Raw genomic sequence first — 22,494 nt, 5'->3', positions numbered from 1 at the left:
GCAAGTCGCGAGTCGCCAACGCTTTGCGAATGGACTGCTGGCGATCCTGGCCGGACAATGGCCATTCTTGGCGAATGGAGAGCCTCAGCGAGGCGAGGCTCAAATTCTTCACGCCGGCAGCCAGGCAACGATTAACTTTGGTCGAAGAAGGAGCGATTCTTGCTCGGATGAGCCAAAGCTCCAGGCGTCACTGGTGTTGAACTGAAACATCCAGCCGTGATTGGCTTCGCCACTTTTCCAACGGCGGAGCGAGTCGGTCACATCAAACCCGCTGCTGCCGATCGTTTGCACTCCGGTGTTCAGTTCGGCGACGGTCGCGGCCTCGCTGTTATTGGTTTGGATGCCGTTGCCGCCGAAAGAGTTGCTCCACGTTGCGGACGAACTCCACGGCTTCAAGACGCGATGCAGCTTGGCACCCGCGCCCTCGGCATTGCTGACGCCGCTGGGGGTCGTTAGATACAGTTCGGCCCACAGAATTTGCGCCCCCGCTGGAATCTGACTGGCCGCGGTGCCAAAGATCTCATCAAACTTCATCAGACCGACGCGCGTGGTGTTGTCCGTCGGACCATCCACCGTAACGAGACTGTTGGCATCCTGCCGCGAGGTCGGCGCATTCAAAGCCAGAGTCGTATCGACCGTTCCGTCGTAGGAATTCGCTCCCTCGACGAAGGTCGAGATCTCGGCCGTGGGAGCCGGGATCCACTCTACCTTCAGTTGGGGACGAAAGTTGACGTTGCCCACTTCCGACGGCGAGAACCCCCAACCGTCGGTGCTACCCGCCCAAGGCAGAATTGCCCAGCCTCGATTGGCGGAACCATTGGCCCAAGCTTGCACATCGGTGGTGACGTTGATAACTGTCGTCCCTTCCGGGACATTCGGCGAACGGCTGCTGCTGCCTACTTGCGCCGTGAACGCCTGTACGGCCTCGATGCCGTCCGCGGTAATGCCGTTGCCCAAATAATTCCAGGTGCTGCCGCCAGTCCAGTCCTTGAGCATGCGGTGCAAGGTGCCACCATCACCGGCATTCGTGGTGTTCAGAACTAACTCGGCCGATAGCACGCGAGCCCCCGCAGGAATCTGCTGAGCGCCGCTCCCCACCAGGTTTTGAAACGCGATGAGCGCGTGACTGGCGGTTCGCTCGCCCGGCGTCGCGCCGTCAACCAGCACGTTCACCAGGCTGCGACCATAGGCCGTACTGGCGGTACCCTGTTTCACCTGGGCATCTTCCACGCCCAAGTAGCCCAGCTCACCGGCACGAAACGTCGTAGTCTGCACATTGGGATCTGTCGCCGCCACCAGGTTACCAGGACCAAATCGTGCGCTCAGATCGACGGTAAACGTGAACTGGCTGTTACTGTCGGTTTCGAACTGATTGAGAACCGGCGAGTAAGTCCTGACGCGAATTCGGTCGGCATCGGGATCGACGGTGATGAGTCGCAGGTACCCCTGGCCGCCATCCACGCGGCTTTGATAATCGGCGACCATTTCGTAGACAGGCTTACCGGCCGCGTTGATCGATGTCTGGTGATACTCACCACTAAAGTGGCCGTTGAGCACCATGAAGATCTGCGCGTTCGGTCGCACCAGCTTTTGAAACACCTCTTCGCCGCTATTGCTCGGCCCGGTATTCGTTGAAGTCGTCGTGCGACCTCGGGTACTGTCGTTGACGTACGAGTGGGTGGTAATGATCGTCGGCAAGCCGGGATGATCGTCAATGACGCCTTGCGCCCAAGCGAGCTCGGCGTTTCCTGGTTCCCATTCGAGCGCCAGGTGCAAAAACTGCCAATCGCCAGCTGCAAAGATTTGATAGTGACTGAGCCCGCTCGCCGAGTCTCCCCCGTACCAGGTTCGACCTTCGTACCGTTGAGCGCCGAAGAACTGCCGGTAGCGAGAACTGCCGGTGGACTTATCGCTTGTGCGGCCATAGTCGTGGTTGCCAATGGCCACGCTATAAGGGATCAGCCCATTCGGGTTCTGTGTCAGGTCGCCATCCAAAATGTCCATCGAGCGATCCGCTCGCGTCCATTGCAGTTCGTTGCGATTAGCAGCGGTTTCCGCACTTTGGACGATATCGCCTTCGTGAGTTACGAAGACGATATTCTCCTCTTCGCGATTGTCCACGATCCACTGCGTCTGGGCGTCGAACGTCTCCGGATAGCTTTGCGCATAGAACTGCGTGTCCGGCAGCACCGCAATGGTGAACGGCTCGATCGCGAACAGTTCTCGTCGCTCCAGGCTTTCTACAGCCAAACGTCGGGTGCGAGTTGCCTGACGGCGGGACTTGGCCAGAAAACGAAGTGGCGAGAACATGTCTAATTCCGAGAAGAGAGTAACGCCGAGCCCTGCCCGAGGCGCGAGTTGGTCAATTAGGGCTGGGTTGTTTCGCCGCCCGATCGGGTCAACAGCGCGCCGACGACGCGAATAGGTGTGTTCGCGGACAACATCCGGATTGCACCATCGCCAAAAATCACCATGGCGCCCGCGGGGTGAAAACCGTAGATCTCATTGTTGTTGGTGCAATTGATCGGACAGGCCCCGCCCGAAGTCGCCCCGTCCAAGCTAAAGCCGTGTGTAATGTATTCGTTATCTCGGTCAGTCCACCCGGCTCCGGAAATCGTGGTTCCCGAGACCAACTTGTGCCCGGTGCGGTAGAGTCCAGGCCGCCCCGCGTTCTCAGCAATCCAAAACGTGTTCGACGTGCCGTCGGTAATGTCTGCCAGACGCTGAAACTCATTGACCCGCATAACTCCCTGCGGGCTCGCAGCAGTCTGGGCATCAATTAATCCAGCTCCCAGCAGGGCTGCACTAATTGCATTATTAACGCCGTAGTCAGTTAAGCCAACTTTCACAGTGCCAAAGCCACTGTAGTTGACCTGCTGGCTATGGAGAGTGCGTGGTGTGCTCGGGCAAATGAGCGACTTAATCACCGTCTCGCGCGCCGCGGTGTTATTAGGATGCTTGAAGTCGACGTTAAATTTATACTGGTCATAGATGTTCTTCTGCTCCATGTAGGGCAGAACGAAGATTACCCAACTATGCACATCGTTGGGTGACACACCATACTTAAGGTGAGCGGCTGTTTGGCTTAGGGGATCTGTCTTGCCGATGCCGCCTGGTGGCAGGTGATTTTGGGCATCATGAAAGTTATGAAGAGCCAGACCAATTTGCTTGAGGTTGTTGGAGCATTGAGTGCGGCGCGCCGCTTCGCGAGCCGACTGCACTGCCGGCAAGAGCAAAGCTACCAGCACACCAATAATGGCAATGACTACCAACAATTCGACGAGTGTGAATGCTGAACTACGGACGCGGAATTTCTTGGCGTTCATTCGTCCTCTCCTTAATGAGCGGTCTGTTGGGCGGTGCATTTCGGTGTGAAAGGCAGCACTTGGGCGGGCGTTGTTATCACGCCTTGCCATCTACTTGAGGTCGATGCGAGGCAGCGTGGTTGGGAGGGGAGTGACCGTTGCTTTGAGCTCAGACTTGGCGGGATTTTGGTATTTGCCTTGGAATTTGTCGACAGTAGCGGCTTCAGGATCGCTGGCTACTGCGCCACCAGGCGTAACCATCCACGTGACGGTAACGATGTATTCGCCTACCGGTGCACCGTCGGCCGAGTTCTCGGTTCCGATCTCAAAGCTCCCATCGGCTTTGACTTCGCCGCGGGGATAGCCACTTGGCCAGGCTTCGCTGGTGGCATTGGCGGTCGGTGTGAATTGCACCATGGCACCACTTGCCGGCTTCGCCTGATAAAAGAGTTCACCACGAACCGGAATAAACTGTGGCTTTTCCGGAGCGCAACCCAAGGGGCCAACTAATATTGATAGAATAAATGCTATTAATAGGTTCTTGTGATATTGCATCGCTCTGCTTCATCAATAGAAATGCAGTCCAAGGAGCGGGTGAAGCAGTGGCAGTGACAGACTCGACCCCGGGTCGAATATATCGGTGGCGTGTCAAGTGGCAACGCTTCTTCATCAAAAATAAACATGGGATGAGTGCGGCAAGCCGCAGCTGCGACAAATAGACCAGATACTCCACCATCAAACTGGTATTGCCTTAATTAACCCAGTTTATTCGCCATTTCTTCATAATCACTTTCTACAAGTGGTTCATCCGTCAAGGTTCACCCTTCCTGCCTGAACCGCACACCACCTGTAGTAAGTAGTTTTCGCCGCGTCGCTGCGATTCCAAGGAGTTTTGTCGTGCTATCACATCTGAATCGAAGTCTGTTTCGCAATCCAGGATCTCGCACTCGACTGAAGGCAGCGCTCGCAACGAAGAAAGCCAAGCAGCGCCGATTGTTGCTAGAGACCTTGGAAAGTCGCGAAGTGATGGACGCGACGCTGCACACCGTCGCAGCGGCTTACATCGATGTGGTACAGAACAACACCGGCAATACAGCAGCGTCAATCACGACCTCGCTGCCCATGTCGATCAACGACTTTCAACTCCGCGGTGGTCAGAGTCGCGGCGATTTAACGGTGCAGGTCGGAAACGTGGGCACCGATGATATTGCCAATGGCATCTTGCTGACCAGCATCAACGACAACGGTCGCGACAACGGCGAAACGACGATCTCGGGGGTTCAATACGGGATCTCGGCAGTCAATGGTGAAGCGGGTGGCACGTACTTTATCGCGACGCACAACACTTCGAAGAGTGGCCTGACCGGTGGCGATGAGTACAACTTCAATGTCTCGGCGGCCTATTTCCCCTACGCAGATGGCTGGATCGGCGGCTTGGCACGCAACTCGGCGGGCACTAATGGTGGTGTTAACGATCTGCTCGTCGGTTCACCCGGTCTAGCCGTTGGCACGCACTACATCAGTACCGGCGGTGGAATTTCGACGGTTGACCTGCGTTCGATGGGGATTCATTCCCAAACGGATGGCGTGCTGCTCGTCAATCACGGCAAAAATGAGAACAACTTTGCCCTGTCGCGGGCCAATGCGGACGGCACCTGGAGTGTGTTCACCAAGGGGCACAATCAAGATGGCACCGACTACGAGCAAGATCCGGTGGCGTTTGTCTACGTCCCCAAATCGAACACCACGGTGATCTCGGGTAAGTTCCGTGGCGACGGTAGTGCGGCGATTGCCAGCGCTCCCTTCGTGGCGACGAATCCTTCGACCGGCACCTACCATCTGGAGATTCCCGGTCACACGCCACAGACCGGCGTCCTGGTGATTTCGGCTGAAGGTGGAGCCGGCAACAACATCGACAATCCGGTCAGCTTTGTTGCCAATGGTAACGGCTGGGATATTCAAACGCGCGATCTGCCCAACATGGGTCTGCAGAACATCGGTGCCAACGATGCCGTGGTCTCGTTTGTGTTCATTCCCGGACCGACTCCGGGCGTCAAAGTAACGCCCAGCATCGGTTTGCTGACAACCGAGTCCGGCGGCACAGCGACGTTCGATATCACACTCGATACGGCCCCAACGGCCGATGTCACGATTCAACTGTCGTCGTCCAATACCGCGGAAGGGACCATCTCGCTGCCGAGTGTGACCTTCACCACAGCCAACTGGAATGTGCCACAGACCGTGACGGTTACGGGCCAGGATGACGCGTTGGTCGACGGTGCGGTTGCTTACACCATCGTGACCGATTCTTCGACCAGTTTGGATCCGGTTTACGCGGCGCTGAATGTGCCCGATATCGCCATTCGCAATGCCGACAACGAAGTGGGAATCACCGTCAACCCAATCAGCGGGCTGACAACCACCGAAGCCGGCGGCACCGCAACCTTCTCGGTGTACTTGAACACCCAACCCCTGAACGATGTGGTGATCGGGCTGTCGTCTTCGAATACTGCGGAGGGAACGGTATCTGCTCCGACATTGACCTTCACGGCTGCTAACTGGAACGTGCCGCAAGTGGTCACGGTAACCGGCGTCAACGATGCGATTGACGAAGGGAATGTGACTTACACCATCCTGACGGCTGCCGCGACCAGCGACGACCCGGCTTACGCGGGAGTCAACGCCGACGATGTCACTTTGTCCAACATCGACAACGACACGGCTGGCATTCTGCAGTTGCCAGTCATTCCAATCACGGCGCTGGAAGGAGGGGCTCCTGCTCCCTTTACGGTTCAGTTGCAGAGTCAGCCAACTTCTGACGTGACCATTGCTTTCAGTTCGAGCGATCTGACGGCTGGAACCGTTCCCGCTCAGATTGTGTTTACGGCCGCGAACTGGAATGTTGCCCAGACAGTAAATGTGACACCTACCGACGACTTCGCGCGAGACGGCGCGCAGACGTTTACCGTTCTCACCACGGCAACCTCGACCGATCCTCTCTACAACAACGCGCCCATTCGCGACGTCACGGTGGTGACCGAAGACAATGAAGCGCTGATCACGTTCCCCAGCGGGAATTTGATCTATGGCCTGGGTTCTCCAGCAATTGCCTTGGGACCGCAGTCGGCGATTACGGATGCTGACACAGCCAACTACGATGCCGGGACGTTGACGGTGACTCAAACCGGCAGTGTTGAGTCAGCCGATCGTTTGGAAATTCGGAGCACGGGAACTGCTGCCGGACAAATCAGCGTGGCGGGCAACGTGGTGAGCTTCGGCGGCACTGCCATCGGCACGTTTGTGGGTGGCTCCGGCTCAACTCCGCTGGTGATTACGCTCAATGCGGCCGCGACACCTGCGGCGACCGAAGCGTTGTTGCGAGCAATTACGTTCCGAAACATCGGCACCAGCCCGGCCTTCCCCACGCGCACGGTTTCGATCGTGCTGAACGATGGCGATGGCGGCACGAGCAATACGGTTACCAGCAACATTCAAGTGGGTCGAGTGAATCTGTCGGGCTTTCAGGAGGGCGTCGATCTCGGTTACGGCACCTACACCGGCCAAGCCGACATTCAACTCTCTGAAGGCACTCCGGATACCGCGCTGCCAATCGGCAACGGGACGCAGATGTTCCTCGACTGGCCAGATTTGGGCAGCACCAACACTTCGCAGATCTTGATGCGGTTTGACAGCATTTTTGGAACTGGCCCGGGGCAGATTCCGCTCGGTGCTACGATTGTGGGTGCCGAACTGGTGCTCAATGTTTCGGATAGCGGTGACGGAGGCACGCTCCATCGCTTGAATACCACCTGGGACGCCAACACGGAGACTTGGAACTCGTTTGGCAACGCCCAGTTTCCTCGCAACGCGCAACCTGGTGTGCAGGTAGATAATGCCGAAGCACGCACGAGCTACGATTCGGCCTGGGGCTTGATTGATGGATCAGGCGGTACGGGTACCGGTCGAGTTTCGATTGGAGTGACTCCCGATCTACAAGCTTGGGCTAATGGTGAAGCCAACAATGGCTGGCTCATCACCGGCTGGTCGGAACGCCGGGACGGCACAGGCATCAGCCCAGGAGAGTCGGCCGATTCGACGATTCGTCCCCAATTGCGAGTGGCTTGGGTTCCTGCAGGAGTGCAGTCGACCAGCTTCCGCCAGGGTGTCGATGGTTACACAGGCGCAGAAGACGCCGCCCTGTTGCAAGCCAGCCCCGATTTGAATCTGGGCACCGATATTTCGGTGTATGTCGACGCAGCCAATGCCGGGAATGAATCACAGGTTCTACTGAAGTTTAACGACATTGTGGGCACTGGCCCGGGACAGATCCCTGCCGGCTCGCGCATTCATGCAGCGGCCCTCACGCTGGCCAGTGCGAACGCCAACTCCATGGGTGCTGGTGGTCGCTTCTTCACCATGCAACAGCCTTGGACGGAAGCCACCGCTACCTGGAATCTGTTCGGCAACAATGGCATCCAACCAGATGGCATCGAGGCGAGCACGACCTTCAATACTCAAGCCGGAAATGCCGGTCTGGCCCCGACCGTGCAAGGTGGTTTCAATCCATTCGATGTCACGGCTGACCTGCAAGCCTGGGTGAGCGGTGCGCAGCAGAACAATGGTTGGGCTATTCTTCCTTGGGCCGGTGGTACGGACGAATGGGGCTTCATCACTTCGAACGCCTTCGTTCCGCAAGAACTTCCACAACTGCGTGTGTTCTTCACTCCTCCCGGCTTTACGATCACTCCGCAAAGCGGACTCGTCACGAGCGAGTCTGGCGGCACCGCCAACTTCACCATCGAACTCAACACCGCTCCGACGGCCAATGTCACCATTCCGCTCTCTTCGAGCAACTCGAGCGAAGGAACGGTAACACCGGCAAGCGTGACCTTCACGCCAGCGAATTGGAATGTTCCCCAAACCGTGACCATCACGGGCGTCAACGACGCACTCGCTGACGGTGCGGTTGCGTACAGCATTGTGACTGGCGCGGCGACGAGCACAGATCCTGCGTATGCCAGCTTGGATCCGGCGGATATCACCGTCACCAACTCAGACAACGACATTCCTGGTATCACCGTTCAGCCCACCAGCGGACTGGTGACCACGGAAGCTGGTGATACGGCAACATTCACGGTTGTATTGGACCTTGCTCCCACCGCCAATGTTGTCATCACTGTCAACTCTAGCAACACGGCCGAAGGAACGGTGGCACCGACCACACTGACGTTTACTACCGCGGACTGGAACATTCCGCAGACAGTTACCGTGACTGGCGCCGATGACTTCGACATCGACGGGGCAGTGAACTACACCATCGTAACTTCGCCTGCGGTAAGTGCGGATGCTGGTTACAACGGTTTCAATGCCACCGACGTGACTTTGACCAATCTAGATAACGACGTGGCTGGAGTTACCATCACGCCGACGAGTGGATTGAGAACGTCGGAATCGGGTGGCACCGCTACCTTCACGGTCAAGCTGAACAGCCGTCCAACGGCCGATGTTACGTTCGGTTTAGCCTCGAGCAATACCGCGGAAGGAACCGTGGGCTCGCCCAGTCTGACGTTTACCCCAGCGAATTGGAATGTTGAGCAAACGGTTACGATCACAGGCGTGGCCGACGCTCTCACCGATGTTTCGGTGGACTACGGAATCATCACGGAAGCCATTGTCAGCACCGACTTGAACTACAACGGTCTGAATCCAGCGGACGTGGCAGTCACCAATGTGGACGTGCAACCGATTCTCACGTTGTCTGCCACTCCCGCAGTTTACGGTATCGGCGGAACAGCCATCGGCATCGATGGCACCGCAACCTTGATCGACTTGGACTCCGCCGACCTGAATACAGGCGTGCTCACAGTGACCTTGTCGGCTGGGGCAACTGCCGACGATCGAGTAGAAATTCGCAACGTCGGCACCGGGCCGGGACAAATCGGAGTTTCCGGCAGCAACGTCACGTTTGGTGGTGTGGCCATTGGTACGTTCACCGGTGGCACTGGTGCTACACCGCTGGCAATCACCTTCAATTCCAGTTCGACCCCCGCTGCCGCGGAAGCGTTGCTGCGAGGGATCACCTTCCGCAATGTTGGCACCAACCTGGCCACCACGACGCGGACGGTGATGGTGACCATGTCGGATGGGGATGGTTCCAATAGCCAGCCGCTGAGCAAGGGAATTGTCGTTGGTTTACGGCGAGCCGTCAGCTTTCAAGAGGGTGTCGATAACGGCCTTGGGGTCTACACGGGCGCAGCCGACGTGGAGTTGTCGCAGGCTCAGCCAGATACCGTGTTTGCCGAAGGTAGCACGGCGAGTGGCCTGACTGTGGTGGGTGGAACAACCACGAACTCACAAGTTCTGCTTCGCTTCGATAGCCTGTTCGGCAATGGACCTGGACAAATTCCGCCGGGCTCGCTGATTACTTTTGCCGAACTTGTGCTGGATGTCACGAACACCGGTAGCGGTCCACGCTTGAACCGCATGTTGCAGACTTGGAATGCAGGTACCGCGACCTGGAACACGTTGACAGGAGGCATTCAAACCGACGATGTCGAAGCTCGTGCTCAATACGAAGCCACGCTGAACAATGCTTCGGGTGCAGCGGCGGCGACGACGACGGGATCGATTGGAATTGGGGTCCTAAGTGACTTGCAAGCCTGGTCCAACGGCGAAGCGAACAATGGCTGGGCGATGTTGCCTGCCTTAGCGACGAACACTAACGACTTTGGCTTTTCGTCGTCGGAAGTTGCCAGCCTGACGAGTCGTCCACGGTTGCGCGTCGAGTGGGTGCCCGCCGGAACTGCCGTGAAGAGCTTCCGCGATGGCGTGGACGGTTACACGGGAACCGTCGATACGCAATTGCAGCAAGCAGCACCGACCTCAGCTGCCGGGGCAACCTCCACTGACTTGAATGTCGATTTCACCGATGCTGGCAATAACTCTGTCCATGTCTTGATGAAGTTCGAGGATATTATCGGCGCAGCCTTGAGCCAGGTTCCGGCTGGAGCCATTGTGTATGCCGCCACACTCACGCTCCCCGCGATGGGAAGCAACAACGCGCCCGGCGATGGCGGTTCGTTCCACCCCATGCTGCAAAGCTGGACGGAAGCCGCGACCTGGGATTCTTTCTCCGCTGGCATCACCGCTGATGGAGTTGAAGCCAGTCTGACGTCGATTGCTCAAGCTGGTAACGCCTCACGCAACCCAGATGCTCAAGCTGGCTTCAACGTCTTTGATGTGACGGGCGACGTGCAGTCGTGGGTCAGTGGTTCGTTGGGCAATAATGGCTGGGCAATGCTGCCTTGGGCAAGCGGATCTAACGGCTGGATCTTTAGCTCTTCCGAAACCGCCAATATCAATTTACGTCCTCAGTTGACCATCTTCCATTCATTGGTCCCTGCGGTCACCGTCACTCAAACCGGCGGCACGACTGAGGTTGTCGAAGGGAGTGCAACCGATACTGTCGCGCTGGTCTTGGCAACTCAGCCGACCGCCGATGTCACGGTCACGATCAATGCTGGTACGCAACTGACGACTGCCCCGACAACTTTGACGTTCACTGCAGCGAACTGGAATACACCGCAGAACGTGACAGTATCAGGCATCAACGATGCCACTGCCGAAGGAAACCATACGGGCACGCTGACCTTCACTGCCGCCAGCAGCGATGCCGCCTACAACGGCCTCACCATTGGCAGCGTAAACGTCCAGATTGCCGATCCGATCGTCTTCTCGGTAAGCACTTTCACGAACGCGGGTTCCACATTCGCGGTCCGCTTCAACGAAGTCCTGGATCCAACCGTATTGAACCTGGTCGATTCCAACGGCACCTTAGGAGCCAGTGATATCACCGTGTCGGGCGCGACCGCAGGAGTCATCCGCGGTTCGGTCATCATGGACGCCGACAATCGCGGATTCACGTTCGTGAAGACGGGTGGTGAGTTGGTGCCCGATACCTACACGGTAACGCTCCGCAGCGCGGCCAATGGCCTGATCACTAGCACCGGCGTTCAATTGGATGGCGACGGCAATGGCGTTGCTGGCGGCGATTATGTGACGCAGTTCACGGTCGTTGCCCCTGCTCCGGGTACCCTCGTCGTCGGCATCCCAGATTTTGTTCGCGGCTATGGCCAGCCAGTGAATCTGCCCGCTTCCACATCGAATGGAATCCCGATCACGCTAAGCAGTGGCTTGAATGTTGGCGCTACGAGCTTCACGGTCAATTACAACCCGAGCTTGTTGACAATCACCGGAGGTACAACCCCCATTGCCGGGGCCAACATCACGGTTGACGTCACCACGCCCGGCGTGGCCATCGTGACGATCACCAGTGCCACAGAATTCAGTGCGACGGCAACACCCATCACGATTGCCAACCTGGCCGCCACCGTGCCAGCCTCGGCCTCGAATGGTTCCAAGCACGTTTTGGATTTGACGAACGTCACGGTGACCGCGGTGAATGCCGCGACATTGCCCAGCGTGGGCGATGACGGAATTCATGTGGCTGCATACCGCGGCGACTTGAACAACAGTCGCTCGATTACGACGGGTGACGTGACCGCGTTGCTGCGGTCGATCTCGGGTGCGCTCAGCACTACGGGATTCACCAGCCTGAAACTAAGCGACCCGATCTTGCTCGGCGACATGAACGACTCCCTGTCGGTGACGACCGGTGATGCGACAGGTCTGTTGCGGTTCATCTCCGGTGCCGCGGGTGGCTTCCCGGCGATTCCAGCCTTGCCAACTGGCCTCCCAGTTCCTCCTCCGGGAGCTGATCCAGAGATTTTCATTCCCGACAATCTCACGGTCGCCCCCGGTGGCACCCTTACGATTCCGGTAAATATCAATGTTACGGAACCGACTGGCGTTTCACTGGCAGGTTTCGACGTCACGATTACTTACGATGCCACCCGATTCACGTTTGGCAGTGCCACGCTGGGTAGTGCTCTGACCGGCTTCAGTTTCTCGAGCAGCAACAACACAGCTACTCCGGGTTTCATGCGATTGGTCTATGCTTCGGACCTCGGTCCGGCGCTGGCAAATGGCTTCATCGGTACCATTCTCAATGTGACCTTGAACGCCCTGCCTGCGGCGGCCACTGGCACCTCAGCTCTGAACATTACGGCTGCCGCCGCTTCGGACAACGATACGAACGACCTGTTGATTGCCCCGGCAGTTACAGCGGGTGTCGATTCGAGTGACGGCTCCGTCATCGTCGGTGTTGCAAATGCCGCACCGACGGCTTTGGCCTTGGCTCCGCAGACGATCGCGGAAAATGCTGGCGCCAACGCAGTCGTCGGTACCTTTAGCACGACCGATGCTGATGCCGGCGATACCTTCACCTACTCGCTCGTCGCCGGCGCCGGTGCTACCGACAATGGGCTGTTCAATATCAGTGGCAGCACACTGCAAGCCACCAACAGCCTTAACTTCGAAGCTCAGCCAACCTACAGCATTCGCGTTCGCACGACGGATGCGGGCGGTCTGTTTGTCGAAAGCACCTTCACCGTAACCGCCACGAACGTGAACGAAGCCCCGGTGACCGGTGCGCAGACATTCTCGATCGCGGAAAATTCGGCCAACGCGGTGCCTGTGGGCACCGTGGTGGCGACCGATCCCGATGCTGGCGATTCGCAAACCTTCGCAATCACTGCGGGTAACACGGGTACCGCCTTCGCGATCAATCCAACCACCGGCCAGATCACCGTTGCCAATAGTGCGGCCCTCGACTTTGAGACCACTCCTAGCTACAGCCTCACGGTAACTGTCACGGACGCCGATTTGCTGACAAGCACGGCCACTGTCACGATCAACCTAACGGATGTCTTCGAGGGCGGAATCAGCGTTTCACCGACGGCTGGTCTCACGACAACCGAATCGGGAGGCACTGCGACATTTACCGTCGTGCTTACCTCACAACCGACGGCCGATGTCACCATTCCGCTCTCGAGCAGCGACACGACCGAAGGGACCATTGCGGTCAACAGTGTGACCTTCACCGCGTTGAACTGGAATGTCCCACAGATCATCACGGTTACGGGAGCCGATGACTTGATCGTCGACGGTGCCGTTACCTACACGATTGTCACCGGTGCGGCCACAAGCACGGACGTGAACTACGCAGGGATCAATTCGACTGATGTTTCGCTGACCAACAGCGACAACGATGCTGCCGGCATCACGGTTACTCCGACTGCCGGTCTCACAACGACCGAAGCAGGCGGCACAGCCACCTTTACTATCGTTCTTAACTCGCAACCGACCGCGGATGTCACCATTCCGCTGACCAGCAGTGACACGACGGAAGGCACGGTAGCTCCGGCGAGCGTCACCTTCACCACTGCCAACTGGAATGTTCCGCAGATCGTCACCATCACGGGTGCTGACGACGCCATTGTCGATGGCCCAGTGACCTACACGATTGTCACCGGTGCGGCCACAAGCACTGACGCTGGTTACACGGGGCTCAACGCAGCCGACGTTTCGGTTTCGAACACCGATAACGACGTTGCGACTCCGCCAGGCATCACGGTTACTCCGACTGCCGGTCTGACAACAACGGAAGCGGGCGGCACTGCCACCTTCACCATCGTGCTCAATTCGCAACCGACGGCGGATGTCACCATTCCGCTGTCGAGCAGCGACACGACGGAAGGCACGGTAGCTCCGGCAAGCGTCACCTTTACCACTGCCAACTGGAATGTGCCGCAGATCGTCACCATCACCGGTGCCGACGACGCCATTGTCGATGGCTCGGTTGCCTACACCATTGTCACCGGCGCAGCTACAAGCACTGACGCTGGTTACGCGGGGCTCAATGCAGCCGACGTTTCGGTTGCGAACAGCGATAACGACGCTGCTGGCATCACGGTTACTCCGACTGCCGGTCTCACAACGACGGAAGCGGGCGGCACTGCCACCTTCACCATCGTGCTTAACTCGCAACCGACCGCAGATGTCACCATTCCGCTCTCCAGCAGCGACACGACCGAAGGCACGGTAGCTCCGGCGAGTGTGACCTTCACCACCGCCAACTGGAATGTTCCGCAGATCGTCACCATCACCGGTGCCGACGACGCCATTGTCGATGGCTCGGTTGCCTACACCATTGTCACCGGCGCAGCTACAAGCACTGACGCTGGTTACGCGGGGCTCAACGCAGCCGACGTTTCGGTTTCGAATACCGACAACGACGTGGCGACTCCGCCTGGCATCACGGTTACTCCGACTGCCGGTCTGACAACGACGGAAGCGGGCGGCACAGCCACCTTCACCATCGTGCTCAACTCGCAACCGACCGCAGATGTCACCATTCCGCTCTCCAGCAGCGACACGACCGAAGGCACGGTAGCTCCGGCGAGCGTCACCTTCACCACTGCCAACTGGAATGTGCCGCAGATCGTCACCATCACCGGTGCCGACGATGCCATTGTTGATGGATCGGTTGCCTACACCATTGTCACCGGTGCGGCCACAAGCACTGACGCTGGTTACACGGGGCTCAACGCAGCCGACGTTTCGGTTTCGAATACCGACAACGACGTGGTGACTCCGCCTGGCATCACGGTTACTCCGACTGCCGGTCTCACAACGACGGAAGCGGGCGGCACTGCCACCTTCACCATCGTGCTTAACTCGCAACCGACCGCGGATGTCACCATTCCGTTGTCGAGCAGCGACATCACCGAAGGCACAGTAGCTCCGGCCAGTGTGACCTTCACCACTGCCAACTGGAATATTCCCCAGATCGTCACGGTTACAGGTGCGGACGACCTGATCGTCGATGGCTCGGTTGCCTACACCATTGTCACCGGCGCAGCTACAAGCACTGACGCTGGTTACACGGGGCTCAACGCGGCCGATGTTTCGGTTGCGAACAGCGATAACGACGTGGCGACTCCGCCTGGCATCACGGTTACTCCGACTGCCGGTCTCACAACGACGGAAGCGGGCGGCACTGCCACCTTCACCATCGTGCTTAACTCGCAACCGACGGCGGATGTGACCATTCCGCTGACCAGCAGCGACACGACGGAAGGCACGGTAGCTCCGGCAAGCGTGACCTTCACCACCGCCAACTGGAATGTTCCGCAGATCGTCACCATCACCGGTGCCGACGACGCCATTGTCGATGGCTCGGTTGCCTACACGATTGTCACCGGTGCAGCTACAAGCACTGACGCCGGTTACACGGGGCTCAACGCAGCCGACGTTTCGGTTGCGAACAGCGATAACGACACGGTTGGAGTCACGCCCGGGTTTACCATCTCTCCTGTCGAAGACCTGGTCACCACCGAGGCTGGTGGAACAGCTACGTTTACCATCGTCTTGCGAGTGCAGCCTACCGGCAATGTCACCATTCCGCTGGTGAGCAGTGATCCTTCCGAAGGCTCGCTATCGACGAGCAGCGTGACGTTTACCCCTGCCAACTGGAATGTCCCGCAGACAATCACGATCACGGGAGTGGATGACGCGATTGACGACGGGGATGTTGCGTATGCGATCGTAACAGGTCTCACGAGCAGCACGGACCCAGCGTACAACGGCCGAAATCCGATGGACGTCTCGGTAACGAGCGTCGATAACGATGAAGCTGGATCTCTTCCGACGATCTCGAACATTGCCGACCAGGTGACGAATGAAGATGTAGCGATCACCAACATTCCGTTCACGGTCAGCGATGGTCAAACCGCCGCAGGCAGCTTGCAGGTGACGGCAACATCTGACAACACGGTTCTCTTCCCCGCAGGAAGCATTGTGTTGGGCGGTACGGGGGCCGATCGCACGATCAGCCTCTCGCCGGCGGCCAACGCCTTTGGCACTGCCACCATCACGGTGACGGTGGATGATGGCGAAGGTGGTACATCGACGGATACGTTTGTCGTAACTGTCAACGCAGTGAACGACGCCCCGACGCTGAACGCAATTGCCAATCCAGCACCGCTGCCGTTGAACGCTGCTACCCAGTCCATTCCTCTCACGGGAATCTCCGCGGGTGCGGGAGAGACGCAATCGCTCACGGTTACTGCGACTTCCAGCAATCCAGCTTTGATCGCGAACCCGACGATCGTTTATTCATCGCCTGGTAGCACCGGTACGCTGACCTTTACGCCCGTGGCAAATCAATCGGGAACTGCGACCATTACGGTCACTGTTACGGACGCAGGAGGAACAGCCAATGGCGGAGTGAACACCACGACTCGCACGTTTACCGTCACGGTATCCGCGCCGGTCACCAATGTTCCAGGGACAGCCGCGATCGTCGATGATCCTGAGAATCCTGGTCGCGGGTTGCTGGTGGTGAATGGCACGTCGTCGCTCGACCTGATCACCATTTCGAGATACGGGGCGAATCAAACCCTGGTTCTCATGCCACTCAGCAAGATCCTGCAGACCTTCAGCAATGCGAGTTTCGACCGTATCGTGGTGAACGCCCTGGCCGGTGATGATCGAGTCATTCTCGATCCGTTCCTCGCCAAGCCAACCACCATTTATGGCGATGCCGGCAATGACTTGATCACCGGTGGAGCTGCCACCGATTTGATCGACGGCGGAACAGGTGACGACATCATTTGGGGCCGTGGCGGCAACGACATTATCTTGGGCGATGCTGGCAGAGACTATCTCTACGGTGAAGCCGACAATGACGTTTTGATGGGTGGCACGGATGACGATTATCTGCTGGGCGGTGCGGGAGCAGACATCCTCAACGGCGGTGGAGGGCTCGATCGCTTGTTCGGTCTGGAAGGCGATGATTTGTTGATCGGTGGCGTGCTCAGCCAAGGCAACGATGTAGCCAGCTTGCAAGCAATTCAAGCTCTGTGGACTTCCAATCAACCGTTCGCAACCAGGATTAGCAGCTTGGCCGGAGACATCAACTCGTCGACAGTGACCAGCGATGGCAAGGTTGATTGGGTCTACGGCAATCAAGGCCGCGACTGGATGGTCGACTATGCTCTGATGGATCTCCTCTGGGATTTCAACTCCAACGCGAGCAACGGTGACAAGCGAAACTAACTTGTTAGTCTCGCCAGAACTCGGCAGCCGTCTGAGTGGGGCGGTTGCCGGCCTTCGTGTCTTCACGAAAGCTGAGCCGTTCGAGCTTGGGGAGCTTGCGAAGAAAATCGAGGTCTTTCGCCTTCGGTGGCAGGGTGATCGCCGTGAGCTCCTGGCAATTGGCCAGGGGCGAAAGTTCGGTGAGTTCCTTGCAGTTGCTCAGCCAGAGCGTTTTTAAAGGGAGACCGCGCAGCGGCGACAAGTCAGTCACTTTGGTTCCGCGCAGGCTAAGAGCTTCGAGCTTCAGCTCTTTTAGCGGGGCTAGGTCGGTCACTTTGCTGTTCTTCAGGTCCAGCGACTTCAACGGCAGGCCTCGTAGCGGAGTGAGATCGGTGACCGGCGTTGCGCCAAGGCTGAGTTCGCTGATGGGCTGATCGGTGAGGGGGGTGAGATCGACGAGCTGGCTGCTGTCGAAGTTAAGCTGCCAAGTGCCGTCCGGCAGTTGTTTGCTGCTGCGCAAAAAACCTTGTTCGCGCAAGCCGCGGAGCCAACCTTGCGAGTCGTATTCCTTCCAGAATTCTGCCGCGGTGGTAATCGGTTTGAAACCCGTAGCAGGATCTTCCGCGAAGGCGATGCGGGCGAGGTTCGGGCGAGTTCGCAGGAACTCGAAGTCGCGGGCTTTGGGGGGCAGCGTCAAGTTGACGAGCCCTTTGATTTGCTGGAGCGGCGAGACATCGGTCACGCTCTGACAACCGTTCAAGCGGAGGCGTGTAAGCGGCGAGCCGGTGAGAGGCGAGAGGTCGGTAATCTTGGTGCCATTGAGCCCCAGGTCGACAAGTGGCAGGCCTTGGAGCGGCGTCAGGTCGGTGACCGCCGTGTAGCCGATTTCCAGGAATTGCAACGGCATGCCGCTAAGCGGCGACAGGTCGCTGACCTGAGTCTTGTTCAAATACAGATTCTTCAGCCGCAACTCGCGCAAGCTAGACAGGTCGTCGACTTGCGAGCCGCTCAGCCAGAGCGTTTCGAGAGGCATGTCGGCAAGCGGGCTGAGGTCTTTGAGCGGTGTGTTGCGAGCGTAAAGGTGTTTGAGTTTGAAGCCGCGCAGTGGCGACAAGTCAGTGACTGCAGTCCCGTCGATTCCCAGGCTGATGAGAGGCGCGTCCTTAAGGATCGAGAGATCCGTCAGAGGTTGATTCGACACATCAATGTGCCAGTTCTCACCAAAATTCCATTGCAGCGCGTGGATCATCATGCCAGATTTGCGGAGCCGGCCGAGCCAGCTGTCCGGGCCGTAGAGCTGCCAGAATTCCGCCCTAGTGGTCTTGGGCGTGAGGACGCCCCCGAACTCATAGCCGATGCGGGTGAGCTTGGGATGAGATTGCAAGACGTCAAAATTCAACGCTTTGGGAGGGAGCGTGAGCAATTCGAGCGAGGCAATTTTCGCCAGCGGCGCGACATCGCTGGCATTGATGCAGTACTGCAGAAAGAGCTCGCGCAGCGGCAGTTCTGCCAGCGGCGAGAAATCGACGACCTTGTTGCTCGCCAATTCCAAAGTCTTGAGCGACATGCCGCGGAGCGGGCTCAGGTCAGTAAATTCCCCAGCCACAAACAGCCGTTCGAGCGGCATGCCCGCGAGCGGCGACAAGTCGCTCACCAACCCGCTGGCGAGGTGCAACTCTCCGATGGGTGCTCCCTTGAGCATCGAAAGATCGCCAAGCGCGCCATCAGTGATCTGTAGCAGATAATTACCAGAAGGAAGCTTGGCGCAGGTAAACGGAACCCCCGTTTTGCGCAGGGGGAGGATGAAGTCTTTCTCGCGGTCCCAGTCCTTCCAGAATTCCTCCTTCGGGCCCAGTTCGTCGAGCGTCATGTTGGCCGAGACTTCGGCGTCCATTCGTTTCAAGTTGGGATGCTGGCGCAGTTCGCCGATGGCTTCATAATCCTCGATCGGCAGGTTGCGATACTCGTAGGGCAGGAGCAACGTCTCGAGCGTTTTGATGTTCTGCAAGGCCCGATAATTGCGCGCGTCGGCGCATTTCCACAGCGCCAGCGTTTTCAATTTCAAGCCGCTGAAGACCGATAGATCGCGAATGCGGTTGCGCTGCAGCTTGCAATGCTCCAGTTGTGGCAGATGAGCGACGGGAGAAAAATCGATGATGCCCGTCAATGACAGATCGAGATCCTTGATCGGCAGCCCCGCGAGCGGTGTGAGATCGGTCACGCGCGAACCATACAGTTCCAAAGTCTCCAACTGCATGCCGCGCAGCGGCGACAGGTCACTGATCGCACAGCCCTTAAGATACAAGGTGTTCAGCTGCAGGCCGGCGAGATCGGCCAGGCTTGTAACTTTGGTTTGGGCGATGCCTAGTTTGTTCAGCGAGCGCATATCCCGCAGCGGACTTAGGTCGGCCACGCTGGTATTGTTCAGGTTCAGTTCTTTCAGTTCCATGCCGCGGAGCGGGCTGATATCGCGCAGTTGCCCCCGCGTCTGGGCTTCGGACAAATCGAGCAGCCCCAGTGGCGCGCCGGCCAGAGGAGAAAGGTCGGTCAGCTGAGAATTGCTCAGGTCGAGCGACAGCCGGCCGTCGGGCCAGGACTTCAGGCGATCGCGCAGTGGGCGCTCGCCGGCCACCGGCAAATCGGCGAGCCGCTTGAGCCAATACTCCACCAGCAGGTCTTGCTCGTTGTCGAGCAAGCGAGCCACAGGCATAAGCTCGGCCGCCGAGCGCTGCTGCTGTTGCATGAGGGCGCGCAGTTTGGCCAGACTTTCGTTGGTTAGCTTGCCCGCGGCAGTCGGTTTGGCTGCGAGGAGTTCGTCGCAGATTCTGGCAGACTCCATAGCGCGCATCGATTTGGGATCGAGTCCGAGCGCAGTGCGATACTGCCTGGAAGCTGCGTCCAGTTGCAACTGACTTTGCAACAGATCACCTTTGCTGATGAGATACTCGGACGCATCAGGGCGCAGCTTGATCGCGTAATCGAGTTTGGCGACCGCTTCGCTGAATTTCTCCTGTGCCGCCAGAGCCCGCGCTTGCTCGGCAAAGGCGGGAGCCGTTTCGCGAAGTTCGTTGAGGGCAGCGACGGCTCGCCGTTCGGCGATGGTCGCGCGTGTGGCCTGCCACAGGCTGATCGCCAAGCCCAGAATCAGCGAGGCTGCGACGGCAAAGATTGTGACGGCGGCAAGCTTGTTCCGCTGCCAGACTTTTTGCAAGCGATACCAGTTGCTAGGGGGCCGCGCAATGACCGGCTCGTGCTGCAAGTGCCGCAGGATATCCGCGGCGAGATCGCCCGCGGTTGCGTATCGCCGCGATCGATTCTTCTCCAGGGCTTTGAGGACGATCCAGTCGAGGTCGCCGCGCACGATCCTGGCTAAGTGGACTGCATCAATGCTCCGCCGAGCGGCAATCTCACTGCTCGATACCTTGTCGAGCAGGCGGCTGCTGGGCTTCGGTGTCACCTGTTCGCGGATCAGCTTGAGCATTTCCTCGACCGCGGCCTTCTTCATCGTGGCTCGCGACAGCGGCGTGGAACCCGTGAGCAGTTCGTACAGAATCACGCCCAGCGAGTAGATATCAGCGCGCGTATCGACATCGAGCGCTTCGAACGAGGCCTGTTCAGGGGCCATGTAATTGGGAGTACCCATCACGTTGCCAAACAGGGTCAGCATCGCCCCCTCAGCCAGCGGCAAACCGGAGGTTGCCTTAGCCAAGCCGAAGTCGATCACTTTGGGGACTGCCCGGCCGTCTTGCGTTTCGACCAGGATGTTCGACGGTTTTAAGTCGCGGTGAATGATCCCCTTCTGATGCGCGTGCTGGACGGCCGAACAAATCTGTAGAAACAGCTGGAGCCGTTCGGCAACCGAGAGCTTGTGCTGATCGCAGTATTCCGTGAGGGGGAGCCCTTTCACAAGTTCCATCACAAAGAAAGGCTGGCCTTTGTCGGTCGAGCCAGCGTCGAACAGGCGGGCGATATGGGGATGATCCATGACCGCAATCGCTTGGCGTTCGGCATCAAAGCGGGCGAGCACCCCCTTCGAGTCCATGCCGGTCTTGATGACCTTAACGGCGACTTCGCGCTTCACCGGTTCGGTTTGCTGAGCCCGGTAAACTGAGCCCATCCCGCCTTCACCGATCATCTTCAGCAACTTGTATTTGCCGGCAATGACCTCGTCGAGGCTTTCGCCTTGACGCGCCAAGCTGCGCGTCACTTCCGAGCTTGGGGTGAACTCGGCAGTCGCCTGCACCACGGCCGCAAGGGGAACTTCAAGAAAGCTGCCGGCGTCGGCCGCAGCGTGGAGCAGCGCCTCGACTCGCTGCCGCACGTCGGGGTGATTCGCACAGGTTGCGGCCAGGTACGCTTCCCGATCGGCAGGCGATTTAATTTCGCTGGCCCGATCGAAAACCGCTTTGACATGGGGTGCAGCCATTTTTAGACCTCTCAATCGCTCAGGGGGCAGGCCCCAACTCTTGATAAAGCCACGCTTTGCCGTACGCCCAATGGCGATTGGCGGTACTCTTCGAGATCTTGGCGGCGGCTGCCGCTTGTTCGATCGTCAGCCCGGCGAAGTAGCGCAATTCAACGATGGCAGCCACCTCGGGCTCATCGAGCGCTAGTCGGCTGAGTGCTTCGTCGAGCGCCACCAAGTGTTCGGTCGTTCCGGCGGCCTGCTCGGCGTTTTCCAGTTCCACGCGAACCCAGCCGCCGCCATGCTTCTCGGCCTGCTTCCGCCGCGCTGCTTCCACGAGAATGCGGCGCATGGCCTCGGCGGCGGCGGCAAAGAAATGCCCCTGGTTGTCCCAGCGATTCTCATCACCGTCCCCTACCAATCGCAAATAGGCTTCATGGACGAGCGCCGTGGCATTGAGCGTATGGTCGCTTTTCTCCTGGGCCATTTTGTGCTGCGCCAGCTTCCGTAACTCATCATAGACAAGCGGAAGTAAGCCGGCCGCGGCAGAGCGATCTGCGGCAGAGGCGGCGAGCAATCGCCGAACGTCATCGGACATAGAACTTAACACTCCGGGCAGGGAGGGGTGAGATTGGTGGTTCGTCTGCAATCGCTCCTTGGACCAGGCATTATCATTCAGCCGTCTCTGCCAAGCGAGTTGTCAGCAGAAACTTCTGGCCGGTTTTTCTCGACGGTTTGCTTACTTGAAATGACAAATGGTTGATTTTTGGTGAGACGTTTTCGCCT

General features: G+C 58.3%; 6 protein-coding genes. 1 reads left to right on the top strand and 5 read right to left on the bottom strand.

From position 1 onward, the window contains the following. Positions 1–108: 108 nt before the first annotated feature. The 3 genes from NA78x_RS20635 to NA78x_RS20625 form a co-directional block, all read right to left on the bottom strand. Complete coding sequence (locus tag NA78x_RS20635; RefSeq protein WP_425614265.1) at positions 109–2,310, bottom strand: DNRLRE domain-containing protein; 2,202 nt, start codon at positions 2,308–2,310, stop codon at positions 109–111. Positions 2,311–2,366: 56 nt separating this feature from the next. Further along, the gene (locus NA78x_RS20630; protein WP_425614264.1) at positions 2,367–3,326 is read right to left on the bottom strand and encodes a DUF1559 domain-containing protein; all 960 of its coding nucleotides are present in this window, start codon (positions 3,324–3,326) and stop codon (positions 2,367–2,369) included. A gap of 90 nt (positions 3,327–3,416) precedes the next feature. After that, the gene (locus NA78x_RS20625; protein WP_425614263.1) at positions 3,417–3,803 is read right to left on the bottom strand and encodes a hypothetical protein; all 387 of its coding nucleotides are present in this window, start codon (positions 3,801–3,803) and stop codon (positions 3,417–3,419) included. Positions 3,804–4,202: 399 nt separating this feature from the next. Here NA78x_RS20625 and NA78x_RS20620 point away from each other — a divergent pair, with 399 nt between their 5' ends. Continuing rightward, the gene (locus NA78x_RS20620) at positions 4,203–17,324 is read left to right on the top strand and encodes a DNRLRE domain-containing protein (protein ID WP_425614262.1); all 13,122 of its coding nucleotides are present in this window, start codon (positions 4,203–4,205) and stop codon (positions 17,322–17,324) included. A 4-nt stretch (positions 17,325–17,328) separates the two neighbouring features. On the opposite strand, the gene NA78x_RS20615 is transcribed toward NA78x_RS20620, so the two are convergent. Both NA78x_RS20615 and NA78x_RS20610 read right to left on the bottom strand, forming a co-directional pair. Further along, positions 17,329–21,729 carry a protein kinase domain-containing protein gene (locus tag NA78x_RS20615; RefSeq protein WP_425614261.1) on the bottom strand — a complete coding sequence of 1,467 codons (4,401 nt, stop codon included), beginning with the start codon at positions 21,727–21,729 and terminating at the stop codon, positions 17,329–17,331. A gap of 19 nt (positions 21,730–21,748) precedes the next feature. Then, positions 21,749–22,306 (bottom strand): ECF-type sigma factor, encoded by a 558-nt coding sequence (locus tag NA78x_RS20610; protein ID WP_425614260.1) that lies wholly within the window; start codon positions 22,304–22,306, stop codon positions 21,749–21,751. Between the last annotated feature and the right edge of the window lie 188 nt (positions 22,307–22,494).

It is taken from the genome of Anatilimnocola aquadivae (assembly GCF_049819085.1).
Lineage (GTDB): Bacteria > Planctomycetota > Planctomycetia > Pirellulales > Pirellulaceae > Anatilimnocola.
This window is presented reverse-complemented; position numbering and strand designations above follow the sequence as displayed.